Source organism: Saprospiraceae bacterium (assembly GCA_016712145.1).
In the GTDB taxonomy this organism is placed as follows: domain Bacteria; phylum Bacteroidota; class Bacteroidia; order Chitinophagales; family Saprospiraceae; genus Vicinibacter.
In genome coordinates this window covers 1,242,202-1,255,861 of sequence record JADJRO010000001.1, presented here as the reverse complement: position 1 = coordinate 1,255,861, position 13,660 = coordinate 1,242,202, and the positions used below count along the sequence as shown (strand labels likewise).

Below are 13,660 nucleotides of genomic sequence, written 5' to 3'. Positions count from 1 at the left end.
TGTAGTCTGTAGTCTGTAGTCTGTAACCTTCAGCCTCTATCCTCTATTCTCTATCCTCTATCCTTTAGCCTCTAGCCTCTAGCCTCTAGCCTTTCTTCATCCTCCTCCACTTAATCAATCCATAACAAGCAAGTATTAAGAATATAAAAAATTCAAAAGATACAAAGGCGATCCCTTTTTGTAAATAGAGATATACGCACAAAATATCTACAGCAATCCATAAAATCCAATTTTCAATAAATCGTTTGGCCATTAGTGTATTGGCCGCAATGCTGGTTACAGCAACCCAGGTATCAGCATAAGGATAAGCAGCAGCTTCCGGAAAAGTTGCAGGAAAATGGATATGAATCTGACTCATGAAATAACCAAGTACTGCTGTAAAAATTACAATCAATCCGGCTAAGTAAATTCGTTGGTTTGTTGTGAGCCATTTTAATGGGAGCTGCGAACGCTTTTCATTTTTCCAATTATTCCAGCCATAGACTGCGATCCCAAAAAAATAAATTTGTAAAAACATATCCGAATACAATCGGACGTGGTAGTAAATAAAAAAAGCACTGACGATATTGAGTATGCCGATTGGCCAGGTAAGTATTTTTTCTTGTGCTGCCAGATACACAGCCCAAATGCCAGCAACAACTGAAAACAACTCAAGGGCACTTACCCCGTAAGTGCCAATCGTGAAAACGATGTAATCCATAGGAATTCGAAGCGTTGAACCATAAGGCTTAAAAACCCTTGAGCCTTAATTTCAATGTTAAGCAGCTTCCTTTATTTTAATTTCAGTGTTGACGTTCCAGCCAAATAGCCTTTATTGAAAACCTCGATCTGATATACACCTGCACTGAATCCACCAGGATTTTTAAACTTGGCACAGATTTCTTTTTCATCATGGGTATAAGGAGCCATAACAGCTGTTGAATATTTAATGGTCTCACCATTGGAATCGTTGCGAAGTACACCGGAACCTTCAGATTCAATTGCCTGTGTTTCACCTGTTGGATTGATGATGCGGACATAAAATTTTTCACTTCCGGCTTCAGCATTTTTATTGACGGTTGTTTTAAAACAAACTTCTACAAAATCGGTTTCATTGGCTCTGGATACTGATTTTGGTTTTTTACCTTCCCGGTTTTGATATGCGTCTGCATTGATCTTTTGTACAGGAATGGATGTTGCACGATTTACTTTTCTGCTGAGTTGATCTTTTTCTTTAGAAAGATTTTCTTTCTCACTGCTTAAGTTTGTTTTAGCTTCTGTTAATTGTTGATTTTCTGCAGACTTGGTTTGTAAATCTTTAGTAAGATTTTCTTTGTCTGATAGCAAAGCAGTATTGGAAGAACTCAGGCTTGCGTTTTCTGATTTTAAGCGATTGATTTCTGTAATATACTCTTGGGTCTTGGTACGCATTGATTCCATTTCTTTGCGGGCAATTGCAAGGTTCTTGCTATCTTTCAACAGTCCGGTCACTTTTTCTTTTTGGATGCGGAGATCTTCTTTTTGAGCATCAATGACTTTGTTTAATTCTTCATTATTGGTTTTCATATCATTGAGATCACTCACTGCTTGCTGATACTCTTTGTCAAGTTTAGCCTTGGCATCTTCCAATTGCACCAGCTCATTTTCTTTAGCTACATTGTCTTTTTGAAGATTGGAGTTGTTTACAAACTGGTAAACGTTTAAGCCAAATAAGCCTACTAAAAGGATAATTACGAGGGCTTTAATACTTTGATTGGAATTGGCCATATCTTATTGTTTTTGTTATAGTGTAAAATTAACTGCTTTAACGCAAAAATTCTTATTTTTAGTTTCTGAATTGCAAAATTCAGGGTTTACCCTGATTGATAACATTATGGAACTATCTAATATATTATTTATTGATATTGAAACCGTAAGTCAATATCAAGCCTATGAATCCCTCGATTTTCAGTGGCAATCTATGTTCGAAAGAAAGATTCGTTATTTTCAGGAAAAGGAGCCAGATAAAACCCCGGATCAGTTATATCTCGATAAAGCAGCCATTTACGCTGAGTTCGGAAAGATCGTTTGCATCGGCTTGGGTTTCTTTCACAAAGGCCAATTGCGGATCACAACCCTTTGTGGAGATGACGAAGCTGAACTCATCGAAAAGTTCTTCCAAATCGTCCAAAGTCATTTCAATAATCCAGATAAACATTTCATTTGCGGACACAATATCAAAGAATTTGACGTTCCCTACATTTGTCGGCGTGCCTTGATAAATGGGATTGCCTTACCGGCCCTCTTTAATATTTCTTCTAAAAAACCCTGGGAGTTAAAATACCTGCTCGATACCCTGGATATGTGGAAATTCGGGGATCAGAAAAATTATGTTTCCCTCGAATTATTAACGGCTTGCTTCAATTTAGAAACTTCAAAATCTGATATCGATGGATCGATGGTTGGAAAAGTCTATTACGAAGATCACGATTTAAAACGTATTGGGGAATATTGTTCCAGGGATGTTTGGGTCACTGCCAATGTATTTTTGAAAATGTCACTCAAAGAAACCATTCCCTTTGAATCCGTGCATTTTACAGATTCTAAGTAACTAATACATTAGCAAAACAATTATTCGTATAAACCATTCACAATGAATGGATTGGGTTATATCTTTACCTAAGACGAATCGATTGAATCCCCCCGCTATGAAAAGGTCTCTTTTACTTACACTTATTTGTTTTATTTGCATTTCTGCCCATTCGCAAAAATGTATTGACACCGTTACCAATGGTTTGACCATAATCAGTAAAACATTTGTATCCGGTTCTGATTGTAATTTTAAAATCAAGTTTTGTGTTCGAAAAGTAAGCGAACAAGCACATCATATCGTGTATACCATCAAGTATAGTTACGGAACGCTTACACGAACCATTTATGTTTCCAATGTATCCGTCGGCTCTGTAATTTGTGAAGTGTTTGAATTTACAGCCGATTGCAGTTCGACAGCTTATTGCGCTGCCCACGGAAAAACAGTCAACCACACCCTATGCGGTGCAGTCGATGAGCAAATTATTCTACCTATCAAACTGGTAAACTTTAGCGCAGAAAATTCTTCGATCGGTTTGGTTGATTTAAAATGGCAAACTGCTACAGAATCTAATGTGTCTCATTTTATAATTCAGCAAAGTGCAGATTCCAAAAAATTTAATGAAGTTGCTAAAGTAAAAGCAACAGGTGAAAGTAACTCTTTGCAAAGCTACAGATATCAGTTAAAGACGAATCCAACCGGCAACTTGAGTACAAGCCAATATTTCCGTCTAAAAACGGTTGATCGCGATGGCTCTGAAAGTTTTAGCCCAATTGTGAGTCTGAAAGATAAAACCCGTAAAAAATTGGAAGTCTATCCGAATCCGGCTTCAAATTCCATTCATTTCAATGTACAGGCAATTGATGGGATTCCTATGAAGCTTTATAATATTCATGGGCAAAGTTTCCAGATTAATCTCCTGGACGGACAAACCATAGACCTTAGCGAACTGCCAAATGGAATTTATTATTTGCAGGTTCAAGATGAACTCGTCCGGTTTCTAAAAAATTAGACCTATTTTTGCATTCATTCGCAATGCATTTAATAGCTCCATCCTTACTTAGTTGTGATTTCCTCCGGATCGGAGAAGAAATTGATTGGATCAATCAAAGTAAAGCAGATTGGTTTCATCTGGATGTGATGGACGGCCAATTTGTACCCAATATCAGTTTTGGCTTACCTGTCATCGCTGCAGTCAAACGCAAAGCAACCAAACCCTTGGACGTTCATTTAATGATCCTACAACCTGAAAAGTATATTTCAGATTTCAGGAAAGCAGGTGCGGATAGCATCAGCGTGCACCTGGAAGCGTGCACCCATTTACATCGGGTCATTCAACAAATCAAAGAAAGTGGTGCCCTTGCGGGTGTGGCTTTGAATCCACACAGTCCCGTACAAGCTTTATTTGATGTATTGGAAGACGTTGACGTGGTTTGTTTGATGTCTGTTAATCCAGGTTTTGGCGGACAAAAATTTATTTACCGCAGCCTTCAGAAGATTAAAGAACTCAAAGAAGAAATTGTAAAACGAAATCTTTCTACCAAAATTGAAGTTGATGGAGGTGTTGGACTGCAAAATGCAGAAGTTATTTTAAAAGCTGGCGCAGATGTATTGGTTGCAGGCAATGCGGTATTTGGAGATCCAAATCCAGCTGGAGTGATCAGCCAATTAAAATCCATTTCCGTTAATTCCTTTGAGTTTTAAGCTGATAATTTTGTTGAATCGCATCGTCAACACCAGCAATCACCTTCCTTTGGAAAAATTCTTGTTAGTATTCATAGTGGCCGTAATCAGTTTATTTCAAACGGACGCACAAATTCAAACAATTCTTGTAAATGGAATTGTCCTTGATGAAGAGTCAGGAACTCCTATTGAACAGGTAATTATTTATATACCGGAACGTTCTTTTTATTCAGAATCTAAACTGGATGGACACTTTAGCATCCAACTTCCGGATCAAGCTGAATGGAATTTGAAATTCAATCGCTTGGGTTATCAAACGAAAGAGCTTGTATTGAAGAAATCAGATGTGCATGCGGATTTCATTTTAAAACTATCCCTTAAAAAATCGATCAGCAAAGAAATTGAAATCGTGGATAAGAAAGACAACGAGGGCTCAACCGTTCGCGAGCAAGTTGAAGCTTTTCAATTGTTGCCCAGTGTAAATTCAAACCTGGAAAGTATTTTGCCTGTGATTGGTTTGGGCGTGCGAAGCAGTGCCGGTGGGGAGTTGTCTTCACAGTACAGTGTCAGGGGAGGCTCTTATGATGAAAACCTGGTTTTTGTAAATGATTTTGAAGTGTTCCGACCGCAACTCATTCGCAACGGACAACAAGAAGGACTTTCATTTCCAAATCCTGATTTAATCAAAGATTTAAAATTTTCATCCGGTGGATTTGAATCGCGTTATGGAGATAAAATGTCATCGGTTCTGGATATACGTTATAAAACACCCGATCGCTTTCGTTCGAGCCTTGTGTTAAGTCCATTAGGTGCCAGTGCACACCTGGAAGGCTCGAAATTATTTTCGAAAGATGCCGTAAAAAAGTTCAGTTACCTGTTGGGAGTGCGTTATAAAACCACAAAATATTTATTGAGTAGTTTGGATGTAGAAGGCGAGTACCAACCTAATTTTTTAGATATACAATCTTTTTTAAGTTACAGTTTTAATAAACACTGGAAACTTTCATGGATCGCTAATTTTAATAAAAGTGTTTATAAATTAATTCCTGAATCTTCCAGTGTTGCAAAGGGCTCTTTTTTTCAGGTGATCAACCTGAATACTGTTTTTGAAGGAGCAGAGGAAGATGTGTTTGAACAGAACATGAGTGGATTGAGTTTGAATTATTTTTCTGATAACAAACGGAATCCTTATTTTTTTAAATTGATTTCATCGATCCACCAGGGATATGAAGCCGAGCAATTTGACATTTTAGGATATTATCGATTGGTTGAAGTTGAAGCAGGAAATACAGATGAAAAAGGAAAAGAAGTTAAACTGTGGGGTGAAGGAACCCAGCATCTTTACAATCGTGATTTTTTAAATACCTTGATTTGGAATCAGGAAGCCCGTGCTGGTATAGAATTTAATTTTCATTCCATCCAGCATTTTGTGCAAGCCGGAATCTTTTGGAAAAATGAACACATTGAAGACAAGATCAATGAGTGGGAGCGTTTGGATTCAGCAGGATATTCACTGCCCTACGATGAGAGCCGCTTGGTATTAAATTACGTGTATAAAACCCAAAATAATTTTACAAATAATAAAATGGGATTCTGGTTTCAGGATGATATGAGTTGGTTGATTGCAAGCAAACAATTATTAAAGATCACTCCAGGCCTACGATTTCACCACAGCGATTTAAATCGTGAATCCTTTATAAATCCGAGATTAAAACTGGAATGGATTCCAGTGCAAAATGACAACCGCATTCATGTATGGTTAGCAGGAGGTTGGTATTATCAGCCCCCTTTTTATCGAGAGATGCGATTGGTAGACGGAAATTTAAATTTTAATCAACAAGCTCAAAAATCAAATCAATTGCTTTTGGGAATTCAACGAGATTTCCGGATGCCAAAAATCAGCCCGTCACAATTCAGATGGATTTCAGAGATCTATTATAAAAACATGTGGGATTTGGTATCCTATGATTTGGAAAATGTGCGCATCCGTTATTCTGGTATCAATGATTCCAAAGCATATGCCATTGGATGGGACAATCGGATTTACGGTGAATTTGTACCAGGAGCAGAATCCTGGGTCAATATTTCATTTTTGAGAACCCGCGAACGGCTGAATGGAATTCAACACAAAGAACGCGATATAGAAAATCCGTCAGGCAATGCCATTAAGGATGTCCCCAGGCCTACCGATCAATTGTTTGCTTTAGGAATGTATTTTCAGGATTACTTGCCTAAAAATGATCGTTTTAAAATGCATTTAAATATTAATGTAGCGGGAGGTTTACCCTATGGATTAAAAGGAGACAATCTTATTTTTAGAAACGACAAAAGACTCAAAGCCTACCACCGCGTCGATATTGGTTTTTCTTTTTTAATGTGGGATCAAAACACTCCAAACAGAGGATTCCGTTTCATGAATTTCACCAGACAAACTTGGTTAAGTTTGGAAGTGTTCAATTTACTAAAAGTAAAAAACGAAGCATCTGTGAGTTGGATTAAGTCTTTGTACAATTACCAATTTGCCATTCCAAATTATCTGAGTTCGCGGAGGATTAATTTGAAATTGAGAATGGATTTTTGATAGTGGGTAAAAAACTTTAATTGAATTTGTAATAAATTGAATTAGTTTGAAAATGGATACATTAAAATATTTTATAATTAATTGTGTCAATAGTTAAAAATTAAAGATTGTTCACTTTAATTTTGTTTGATCACAAACATTAAATATTGATTGATCCAGTTACAATGTTGCCAGAAAGCCTATCTGAACCAAAGCGCCTACCTTTAAAAGTTGACTCAAATAAAAAGCTGGCCAGGATCTACAAGCACCTCTCCTTACTTGAATATGAGAATAACAATGTGATGGAGGCCATTGGTCTTCAGGAAAAGGCAATAGCATGGACTAAGAAAGGTCTTGATATCGATTCACTTCGTTTGGGAGAACTGTACAGAACACTTGGTAAGTATTTTATAATTACAGAACAGTGGGAAAAAGCTAAAAATAACTTTTTTCTTGCAATAGATTGTCACATTGCGGAAAGGAAAGAATCTATTTCTGTAAATACATTGAAATGTTTTGGTAGTCTATGTTATATTGAGAAATGCACCAACTCTTTATTTCATTTTGACACGTATTTTAAAGGGTTCGAAACTATGATTCAAGGAAAATCTGTTAGATATGAGGATTTAGAAAGGAATAAGGAATTTTGTCTGTTGTATTCAAAAATGAATTATCATTTGAATGATCGGAATCTTATTATTTCAAAATATTCATTATCGCCCTTGTTTTCGGAATACTATGAATTGATCAATGAATTTGAAAAGCAAGATGAATATCAGCAAGCCATTAATATAGTAAATAGAATACTTGAATTAATTGATAAACACATAGCAACTGATTTTGAAAATAAAATCAGAGCTTTATTAAAGCTTGCAATGCTTAAGCGGCTTATTTATCAGCCCGAAGAAGCAAAAGTAATATTAGAGAAAGTTGAAAAGATATTTTCTTCTTCGCAATCGGTTCCAACTTATTATCTTACAAATTTAGTTTATGAATATGGTCAAACAGAGCAACAACTGGGAAACTTGCAATTGGCAAAAAAGTATTTTTTGAAAGCGAATGAATTAAATAATTCTGAACTTATTAAAAGTGCTTTGCCATTATCTGTTATTTTGTTTAGTTTGGCAGAAATTGAGTATGAATTAAACAATTATAAATCTACAAGAATATGGCTATTGCAATGTTTGGAAAGTATCCAGTCAAATAGAAGCGGATCTGATTTTAGTATAGCAAGGGTTTATGAAAAACTTGCTCTTATTGAACTGGCTCTGAACGGAAGAGATCATGCAAAAACATATTTCCTTCTGGCAATTGAGCAATCTGGAAATAAATTATTTCCAGATTATAAATTTATAGCTTCTTTGTATCAGCGCTTGTCTAAATTGGAGAGTGAAGACCAAAATGAACAGAAGTCACTTGAATATAAGTTAAAATATTGCGAAAACAATCTGCTTGATCCTGAGGATTCAGTGAGGTTAACAATTCTCAATTATTTTCATAGGGCGAAAATTTTATTTAAAATGGGTAACTTGGATTTTTGTCAAAAATATCTTGAACTGGCTTTGTCTTTGTATCCAAATATGTTTTTAGGGGATATCAGACTTTTCGCTAAGATGAATACGCTTTTTGGTTTATCTTATTTAAAGTCAGATCGATTTAATGAGGCAATTCGATACTTAAACCGTACACTAAAAGTGATCCCATCATGGGTATATGCATTAGTGTGTCTCTCGGTTATTTTCAAGAATAGAAAATCAAAACTTGACCCCTTAAAGGAACAAATTATTCTGGATAAATTGGCTGCCATCACTCAAAATAAGGAATTATTGGATTATATTTCCGAAAGAAGAAATGAATTAAGTCAATCATGATATTTGTTTTTGTGTACAATGCAAAAGGTATTTTATGGGAAATGCTTAAAGGCATGATATTTTTTACGGGATTGGGTATGATAAGTTATTTTATTTTTAAGTTTTTTCCAATTTATGTTAACTTGGTTGTGAGTAAATTCAGTTCCTGGGGCATTCACATACCAGAGCAAAAGAAAAAAATACTCTCCAACTTTCTACGAATATATCTTAGTACCCATTTTTTCTTTGTGATCCTTATGCAGTTTATGCCGGATCCAAGTCGTTTTGAGCGATATTATGTGATGCCAAATGCTTTTTGTACATTTTGGATCTTGGCTTGTTATAAATATGTGCGAGTGCAATATGCTCAAGACTGGAAGCCTTTAAGGGTGTTATCCAAAAGGAGTAGAATTCAAAACTATTGCTTGTGGATTCTGATTTTTGGTACTTTGATTTTTTTACTCAAGGGATATTTGTTTGAACCAATTCCATATTATGTAGTATTTCCACTTCTTTCTATTGTGACGACTTGGGTGCTTATTATTTGGAGGAATATTATTAGAGAAGATCAAATTATTACTTGAGGACTCCATGAAGGGGTATTGATTGTATTAATAAACCGCATCTAAAAGATACCAAGTTTTTTAGTTCATTATTTTTTATATTTACCTCCAGTAATTTAAATAAATATTGACATGGAAAGACCAATAAGAGTCTTTATAAGCTATTCACACAGGGATCAGGAACTTGTGGATAAGTTGGCAAGAATTATTAAAGATGCTGGAATGATCGCCTTGTGGTCTAAAAATTTATCCACGGGGCTTCCTTTTGGAGAAGAGATCAAACGCTTTATTGAGCATGCTCATGTGTTTATGCCAGTCTTGACAGAATCTGCTTTTTCAAGAGGTTGGGTTCATCAGGAAATCGGATATGCTATTGGATTGCATATTCCTATTTTTCCGGTTACTACAGAGGAAATTATTGAAAGTGGAATGTTGCAGCAACTTCAAACTAATAAATTGAGTAGTGATTTAGAACAATTAAAAAATGAGTTACATATTGATAAATTCAAATCGTTATTAAGAAGTGAAGCATTACCAGCTTTATACCTCAAAGCAAATCATGTAGAAGATCGTGCAAAGATGATGCAGGAGTATGCTGATAATGTAAGTAAAGTGAGTGAATCATGTCAGTTAAATCCATTTAGTGCCATTCGACAGAAAGGAGGATTGAGTTCTTTTCACATACCTGATAAGCCAATAGCTCATGCTGACTGGACAAATAGATATGCTCCGGAAACAAGAGGACAGCTTCATAAGAAATTGCAACGGGCTGAACGGGTTGCCTTATATAATCATGCTATCGAAGAAGGATGTAGGTTAATAATCAACCCTTACTATTCAAATTTAGGTCGGAGTTCCCTTGCAAAAAATACCAGAATTAGTAATTTAATTGAGTTTCTGGAATTGATGCCAGAAAACAAAGTAGTAATAGCAATCCAAAATTTGCAAACAGAAATTGCCTCCCTGACTATGGTAGGTGATTGGTTTTTAGCTGAGTCTGTATCTTATCGGCATGGAGATGGTTTCACCCATACATTTTTTACACGCAATGCATCTGAAATCTCCAAGCGCATCGATGAATTTGAAGATGAATTGGCAGATTTGCTTAAAGAATTGAAATGGACTGAGGAGAATTCAAGAGATAGGGCAGTGGAATATTTGAAAGGTTTGCTAATGGAGTGAATCAATGCTTCATACAATTATAATTAGATGGTCCAACTATTTAATCATTAGTTCTTTAAATCTGAAATCAAGGTGATTTTATCTAAGCAAGAGTCCAAAAGGAGCATTCGTATTTTCGTCTCTTCCACGTTTAAAGATATGGTTGCTGAACGCGATGAGTTGATGTCCCATTGTTGGCCAGAGTTAAGGCGATTTTGTAAAGAAAGATATTTGGAATTGATAGAGGTTGACCTTCGCTGGGGGATTTCTGAAGAACAAGACAAAAGAAACGAAACATTGAAATTATGTTTGAATGAGATCCATGAATGCAGACCTTTTTTTATTGGGTTACTGGGAGAGCGATATGGATGGATTCCGGATAAAGAAGTTTATAATCCTGACATTTTGGAAGAGCAATCCTGGTTAAGGGATTTAAAGGATCGGAGTGTTACAGAATTGGAAATAATGCATGGTGTGTTAAACAATCCTAATTTAACTGGTCGTGCATTTTTCTATTTCAGGGATCCAAATTATATTAAAGGAAAAGGACAAGAATTTATTTCTGAAAATGAAGAAGCTGAAAATAAGCAAAAAGCATTAAAGGAAAAAATAAAAAGTTGTTGTAGGCAACACAGTATTCTACTAAAGGAAAATTATAGTAATCCCAAGCAACTTGCTCTGGATATATTGGAAGATTTAAAACTTGCAATTGAAAAAGCATATCCATTAGAACTGGTACCAGATTCATTGACCAGAGAGTCTTTAGAACATGAAGCTTTTGCTGAAAGCAGACGCAAGACATATATTGGAAGACAATCTTATTTTGATCGGCTTGATAAACATGTAACCGAAGAAGGAACACCATTAGTAATTACAGGAGAATCCGGAATAGGAAAGTCAGCATTGTTGGCAAATTGGACGAAGCATTGGAAAGAAGCGCATGGAGACGATTTTATCTTTCAACATTACATTGGAGGTACAACAAAAAGTGGAGATCATTGGGCCCTCATGAATCGGTTAATGTCTGAAATTAAACGCTGGACTGACGATCCAAGTGAATTGCCTAAATCGCACGATGAAATCTTAAGGGACTTTGGTTCCTGGTTGGTTAGACTGCGAATTAAAGCTGAGCAAAATAATGTGAACGCTATACTTGTAATTGATGCGCTTAACCAGTTAGAAGATAAGGATAATGCTCACATTCTGGGTTGGTTGCCTGATTATCCTTTTTTTGGTTCTTTACGACTAATTCTTTCTACCACTAAAGATAGCATGCTGGAAATCCTTGACAAGAGAAACTGGAAGTCTTTTGAGGTAAGCGTATTGGGAGTGAGTGAAAGGCAACAAATGGTTGTTGATTACTTGAAAAGGTTTTCAAAAAAACTGGATGAGAAATATCTGAATTTGATTTGTTCATCATCTCGAGCGGAGAATCCATTATTTGTAAAAATCCTACTTGATGAATTGCGAATCACTGGTACACATGAAAAACTGGAAGAACGGATTCGGTTTTATCTGGATGCAGAAAGTATTTCCAATTTATTGGATCGCATTCTGGACAGGTATCAAAAAGACTATGACAAAGACAGACCAAATTTGGTTGAAGAAACCTTAGGATTAATTTGGTCTGCACGAAGAGGATTGTCAGAACAAGAATTATTGGAATTATTAAAGTCGGATGATCATCCACAGCTTCCACATGCTATTTGGAACCCATTAAGATCTGCTCTTGCTGAGTTCTTAATTGATAAAAATGGCATTCTAAATTTTTCGCATGATTTTTTAAAAAATGCTGTTGAGGAAAAATTTGTATATAATCAAGACAAGCAAGATGACTTTCGATTGCATTTAGCAGATTACTTTGAAAGAATTCCGATTACAGAGAGGAGTTGTGATGAATTGCCTTGGTTGTTGAAGGAGACGGAGTCGTTTGAGAGAGTGAAAAGCTGTTTATTAAATCTTGACAGATTTGTATTTATTTACATTAAAAATAATATAAAAGAACTTATATCGCTTTGGATGCTTTTAGACGATGGAAGCATTCGACCTACATACCTAAAATTATTTAATGAATATATATCAAATCCTGAAACCAAAATTAATGACAAAATATTTGTAGGAAATATAATAAGTATATTTTTTAACAGATTTGACAGATTTTAAATATTCTGAATTAATACTTTATAAAGTAATTGAAATAGTAGAAAAAAACGAGTATAGCGCCAGTCGAGAGCTTGGAACTTCAATTCATAATTATGGATTGTCATTGTTTAAATTAAACAGGTATGAAGAAGGAGAGTATTTTCTAAGAAAAAGTATAAATATTATAATAGAAAATTTTGGAAAAAATGATTTTCGTGTTGGACAGGCTTTAAATTCATTATCTCAATGCTTATCTAAATTCAAACCAAATGAAGCGTTGAATCTTTCATATCAAGCACTTTTGATTCTTGAGAATCATTATGGTAAATATCATTTTGAGCTAACAAATTGTTTAAATAACCTAGCATTAATTTTTATTGAAAAAAATGAATTGGTTGAAGCTGAAGAAATATGTACTAGGATTGTTTCGATTTTAGAAAATATATTTGATCTTGATCATCCTAATTTAATAACAGTGCTGAATAATTTATCTCATATTTATCAACAAACAAATAGAGTAAATGAAGCAAAAGAATTGTTAATAAGAGCAATTAGTATTACAGAAAATAATTTTGGCGTTTTTCATGAAAAATTAGCTTATTATTCAAACAATCTTGGTGCCTTATATCAAAAAATTGGTGAAATTAGTAAAGCTGAGTCCTTTTTTAAACAAGCATTAAATATATTTGAAACAAAGTATAACAATAATAAATTAGAAGTTACTGCTAGCTTAAATAATTTGGCTCATTTGTATCTTGAGGAAAATCGATACCAAGAGGCTGAGCCTTTGTTTTTAAAATCACTTGAAATCAAAAGAAGTTATTTAAAAAATGACAACCCTGATATTGCTTTATCCTTAAATAATATAGCATTGTTATATTTTAATACAGATCGAATTAAACAATCGATTCCAATGTTCAGGTCTAGTTTTGAAATATTAGTTAAATTTAGTCGAGCAAATGGATATTCACATACTAATTTGGAGGGGGTACTTGATAATTTTACTTATGCATTGCACAGCGATGGTTTAAGCGATAGCGAAATAATTAATTTAGTTAAGGATATAGCACCAGAAATTACAATTTAATATCAACTGGTTAATGTTTTCATATCCAACTAATCCTATAATGGATATTGTGTAGAATCGAGCTTA

11 protein-coding genes are annotated in these 13,660 nt (G+C 34.9%); 9 read left to right on the top strand and 2 right to left on the bottom strand.

Annotated elements, in window-relative coordinates; all coding sequences use genetic code 11:
* Window positions 1–85 precede the first annotated feature (85 nt).
* Together IPK91_05455 and IPK91_05450 are read right to left on the bottom strand one after the other, a co-directional pair.
* Complete coding sequence (locus IPK91_05455; GenBank protein ID MBK8296719.1) at window positions 86–700, bottom strand: nicotinamide mononucleotide transporter; 615 nt, start codon at window positions 698–700, stop codon at window positions 86–88.
* A 71-nt stretch (window positions 701–771) separates the two neighbouring features.
* A complete protein-coding gene (locus IPK91_05450) occupies window positions 772–1,746 on the bottom strand; it encodes a hypothetical protein (protein MBK8296718.1) in 975 nt (324 codons plus the stop codon).
* 106 nt (window positions 1,747–1,852) lie between these two features.
* On the opposite strand from IPK91_05450, the gene IPK91_05445 reads away from it, so the two are divergent.
* The 9 genes from IPK91_05445 (at window position 1,853) to IPK91_05405 (ending at window position 13,594) form a co-directional block, all read left to right on the top strand.
* Entirely contained in the window at window positions 1,853–2,569 is a 717-nt protein-coding gene (locus IPK91_05445) for a ribonuclease H-like domain-containing protein (GenBank protein ID MBK8296717.1), read from the top strand.
* 97 nt (window positions 2,570–2,666) lie between these two features.
* Window positions 2,667–3,560 carry a T9SS type A sorting domain-containing protein gene (locus IPK91_05440; protein MBK8296716.1) on the top strand — a complete coding sequence of 298 codons (894 nt, stop codon included), beginning with the start codon at window positions 2,667–2,669 and terminating at the stop codon, window positions 3,558–3,560.
* Between the two features lie 23 nt (window positions 3,561–3,583).
* On the top strand, window positions 3,584–4,252 hold the full coding sequence (locus IPK91_05435) for a ribulose-phosphate 3-epimerase (GenBank protein MBK8296715.1): 669 nt from the start codon (window positions 3,584–3,586) through the stop codon (window positions 4,250–4,252).
* A gap of 49 nt (window positions 4,253–4,301) precedes the next feature.
* On the top strand, window positions 4,302–6,812 hold the full coding sequence (locus IPK91_05430) for a TonB-dependent receptor plug domain-containing protein (protein MBK8296714.1): 2,511 nt from the start codon (window positions 4,302–4,304) through the stop codon (window positions 6,810–6,812).
* A 722-nt stretch (window positions 6,813–7,534) separates the two neighbouring features.
* Window positions 7,535–8,662 carry a hypothetical protein gene (locus tag IPK91_05425; protein ID MBK8296713.1) on the top strand — a complete coding sequence of 376 codons (1,128 nt, stop codon included), beginning with the start codon at window positions 7,535–7,537 and terminating at the stop codon, window positions 8,660–8,662.
* Entirely contained in the window at window positions 8,659–9,225 is a 567-nt protein-coding gene (locus IPK91_05420; GenBank protein MBK8296712.1) for a hypothetical protein, read from the top strand. Before IPK91_05425 ends, IPK91_05420 begins: the two co-directional genes overlap by 4 nt.
* Before the next feature lie 111 nt (window positions 9,226–9,336).
* Window positions 9,337–10,386: a toll/interleukin-1 receptor domain-containing protein gene (locus IPK91_05415; GenBank protein ID MBK8296711.1), complete on the top strand. Its 1,050-nt coding sequence runs from the start codon at window positions 9,337–9,339 to the stop codon at window positions 10,384–10,386.
* A gap of 72 nt (window positions 10,387–10,458) precedes the next feature.
* The gene (locus IPK91_05410; GenBank protein MBK8296710.1) at window positions 10,459–12,528 is read left to right on the top strand and encodes a DUF4062 domain-containing protein; all 2,070 of its coding nucleotides are present in this window, start codon (window positions 10,459–10,461) and stop codon (window positions 12,526–12,528) included.
* The gene (locus IPK91_05405; protein ID MBK8296709.1) at window positions 12,515–13,594 is read left to right on the top strand and encodes a tetratricopeptide repeat protein; all 1,080 of its coding nucleotides are present in this window, start codon (window positions 12,515–12,517) and stop codon (window positions 13,592–13,594) included. Before IPK91_05410 ends, IPK91_05405 begins: the two co-directional genes overlap by 14 nt.
* The last annotated feature ends 66 nt before the right edge of the window (window positions 13,595–13,660 follow it).

Bases quoted from the DNA above. Each gene is read 5' to 3' on its own strand.
- IPK91_05445 (MBK8296717.1), top strand. From the start codon at position 1,853: ATGGAACTATCTAATATATTATTTATTGATATTGAAACCGTAAGTCAA.
- IPK91_05415 (MBK8296711.1), top strand. From the start codon at position 9,337: ATGGAAAGACCAATAAGAGTCTTTATAAGCTATTCACACAGGGATCAG.
- IPK91_05450 (MBK8296718.1), bottom strand. From the start codon at position 1,746: ATGGCCAATTCCAATCAAAGTATTAAAGCCCTCGTAATTATCCTTTTA.
- IPK91_05435 (MBK8296715.1), top strand. From the start codon at position 3,584: ATGCATTTAATAGCTCCATCCTTACTTAGTTGTGATTTCCTCCGGATC.
- IPK91_05455 (MBK8296719.1), bottom strand. From the start codon at position 700: ATGGATTACATCGTTTTCACGATTGGCACTTACGGGGTAAGTGCCCTT.
- IPK91_05420 (MBK8296712.1), top strand. From the start codon at position 8,659: ATGATATTTGTTTTTGTGTACAATGCAAAAGGTATTTTATGGGAAATG.
- IPK91_05440 (MBK8296716.1), top strand. From the start codon at position 2,667: ATGAAAAGGTCTCTTTTACTTACACTTATTTGTTTTATTTGCATTTCT.